Origin of the sequence: uncultured Campylobacter sp. (genome assembly GCF_938045225.1) — a bacterium.
Taxonomy (GTDB): domain Bacteria; phylum Campylobacterota; class Campylobacteria; order Campylobacterales; family Campylobacteraceae; genus Campylobacter_A.
Window position 1 is genome coordinate 1 of sequence record NZ_CALINL010000005.1, and the last position, 2,331, is coordinate 2,331.

Annotated in this window: 1 protein-coding gene; it reads left to right on the forward strand. The window is 43.2% G+C overall.

Features of this window, described 5'->3' with window-relative positions:
- Positions 1-410 precede the first annotated feature (410 nt).
- The coding region (gene flgE, locus Q0200_RS00170) for a flagellar hook protein FlgE (RefSeq protein WP_297936438.1) at positions 411-2,331 on the forward strand (1,921 nt) is incomplete at its 3' end.

Genomic DNA, 2,331 nt, shown 5'->3' on the forward strand with positions numbered 1-2,331 from the left:
AGTGGTGTTAGAGAGGGCTTGGGAGAGGAAGGGGCGACGCTTCGTAAGTAGAAACCCCTTCCTCTCCCGAAAAAAAAAGAAAAAGGGACCCTTTTGCTTAGGCTTTGCTTCGCCTTGTGCTTGCACTCTCTTTGAGAGCTGCTAGCAGAGCGTAATTCAAGCCCTTTCCCCTTAACTAAGAAAATAAAAATTAAACACAAGCAGCATTAAACCAAATTTAGTGCCATCAAGGTGCAGGTTTTGGCGAGCTAAATTTTAAATTTTAGACAAATTTATCACAGTTAAATTTAGAAACCCTGTATTGTTATAATCCGATATGGCAAATATGCACTTGCAAAATAAAAATTTAAAATTTGGAACGTCTTTTGCTTAAGTCATCTTAAAATTCACTTTTCAAAAAGGATAAAGCTATGATGAGATCACTTTGGTCGGGCGTTACGGGACTACAAGCTCACCAGATCGCTATGGATGTTGAGGGTAACAACATCGCTAACGTCAACACAGTCGGATTTAAATACAACCGTGCAAATTTCGACGACCTTATATACCAAACTTCGCGTATCGCCACCGCACCGCAAAATCAACACGGCGGCGTAAATAACATGGAAGTTGGCCTAGGCACGCAGATAAACTCCACTACGAGGATTTTTAAGCAAGGCTCGCTGCAAACCACCGACAAACAAACCGATATCGCGCTTCAAGGCGACGGATTTTTCATGGTGAGCTCCGACGGCGGCAAAACCACCTACTACACCAGAAACGGCGACTTTTCAAGAGATAGCGAAGGTAACTTCGTAGATAACGGCGGCAATATCGTGCAAGGCTGGATGAGAGACGAGGAAACTGGAGAGATCGATCCTACTAGACCTATCGGCGATATAAAGATCCCAGTCGGCCTAACCGTGCCTGCTCGCGCTACGACAAACATCGCGCTAAAAGGAAACTTAGACAGCGGTAACGACGTAGGAAATAAAAAGATACCTATCTATAAGCTAGATCAGCATCACAACTGGGTCGATCTCAATAAAGACGGCATAAAAACCACCAACGAAGTACACGACGAAAATAACGTCGGTGCAAATAGATTCTACGTAAATAAAAACGGCGAACAAAGGATGACGGAACGCGGAGCCGATTTAGGGGTGTTATTTAATAGCAACGGCGATGCATATAACCTAAGAGACGCTCAGGGAACCGGCGGACAAGGTATATGGGCTAGCTATGCGGATGCTCAAACCGAGGCGCTAAATTTAGGTGCTGGCACAGACGGTACTTTTGCTGGCGCAAAAACTCTAAATATAACTTTAAACGGAAAAAATATAACAGGTAATAACATACTAACTATCGGTCAATTAGCCGGCATAATAAACGGTAAATATAGCGAAACCGGCGTAGAAGCTAGCGTAGTAAACGGTAATAAACTAGTACTAACCAATAGAAACAATCTTGGCACTACGGCAAATATGAAAAATATTAAAATGACCGTAAACCCAGGAGATAATACAACTCTGCCTAATAACACAAAAATCATAACCGCATATCAATACGTATATAATAAAACGCACGTATCCACTACGCATGCTTACGACGATACAAAAGAAAGAGAAGTAACCACAACCGAAGATTTACGCGAAGCTATGCAAAAAGATGCTAGAGAATTTACAAACTATACTCACGAGACAACTACTTTTACGGCCGCAAACAATGCAAATGCCGGAGTAGAAGTGACAGTAAACGAACACGGACAGTTTCAGTTTAAAAACCCGGAAATGGCAAATGCTAAGGACATGAATATCGCCGTAACAGGCTTAACTAACGCTACCAAAAACGTAACCGAAAACGTCAAATTTACCGCATCTATGGCGCCAATTTCAGGATCTTTAAGCGCAGGCGGAGCAATAAGAGTAACAGATAATCTAAATATGGCAGCTCACAGCTCAAGCACCGATCTTTACGATAGCTTAGGTACGAAGCATAATATAAAAATGGATTTTATAAAACGCGGCTACACAGAAAACGGAGGAACAGAGTGGACGATGGTCATCCAAGTAGCAGAGCCAAACTCCATAAATACCGTAGAGCCTAGAAACGTAGTAACCGGTTACGTGAGATTTAACCCGGACGGCTCGCTAGCGACGTATAGTCCTGCCAGTATCACTTTCGGCGCGCAAAACGGCTCAGCCGGCGGTCAAACTATAAGGCTAAATTTCGGTCAAACGGGAACTATGACGGGACTTACTAGCGCGGACGACGATTCGTCTACTAAAGATATAAGTCAAAACGGCTACGCTTCGGGCGATCTAACCGGGGTTAGAATAGATCAAAGCGGAA